At 69.3% G+C, this 955-nt stretch carries 1 protein-coding gene; it reads left to right on the forward strand.

Annotated features, from left to right (window positions below; translation table 11 throughout):
* Positions 1–227 precede the first annotated feature (227 nt).
* A partial coding sequence (locus tag HUK84_RS20120; RefSeq protein WP_176641779.1) for an AAA family ATPase occupies positions 228–955 on the forward strand: 728 nt, incomplete at its 3' end.

Genomic DNA, 955 nt, shown 5'->3' on the forward strand with positions numbered 1-955 from the left:
ACTGGGGGCGTCACGGTGGGCCGGCAAGGCAGCGCGGCGCCGGCCGACGCACTGGTCAACAGCCCAGCCGACGCCCTGGCGGCGCCCATGTCGTGATCGTCAGCCAACTGCCTCTACCCACGCCCGTTGAACCATCCGTCCCGATATAGGGATCATCACCGGCTTGATGAACCCCCCCCGGCTTGATGAAACCTTGATGAAACCCCCAGACATGTCAGATTGAAGAGATGACGATATCGGACGCCCTGCCCCATGCCACCGCACCGGATGAGACGCGCGCCCCGCCCCCGGCGGCCCCCGGGATCGATACCGGCATCGCCGGCGACATTGCCCTGGCCGACCGGCTGGGCGCCAGCCTGCGGGCCGCGCGGGCCGAGATCGGGCGGATCATCCATGGCCAGGGCGCGGTGATCGACCAGACCCTGGTCAGCATCCTGGCCGGGGGCCACACACTGCTGGTCGGCGCGCCGGGACTGGGCAAGACCAAGCTGGTCACCACGCTGGGCATCGTGCTGGGGCTGGATGCGCGGCGCGTGCAGTTCACGCCCGACCTGATGCCGTCGGACATCACCGGCAGCGAGATCCTGGACGAGGACGAGCATGGGCATCGCAGCTTCCGCTTCGTGCGCGGGCCGGTCTTCTGCCAGTTGCTGATGGCCGACGAGATCAACCGCGCCAGCCCGCGCACGCAATCGGCGCTGCTGCAGGCGATGCAGGAGCACCGGGTGGCGATCGCCGGCACCGACCACGCGCTGCCCAGCCCGTTCCATGTGCTGGCCACCCAGAACCCGATTGAACAGGAAGGGACCTATCCGCTGCCGGAAGCGCAACTGGACCGGTTCATGCTGCAGATTCCGCTGACCTTTCCCGACGCGGCCGCCGAGCGGACCATGCTGCTGGCCACCACGGGAGCCGAGGACGCGGCGCCGGTGCCGGTGCTGAGCGACCGCGCGCT

This window comes from Nguyenibacter vanlangensis (genome assembly GCF_013376155.1).
Taxonomy (GTDB): Bacteria; Pseudomonadota; Alphaproteobacteria; order Acetobacterales; family Acetobacteraceae; genus Gluconacetobacter; species Gluconacetobacter vanlangensis.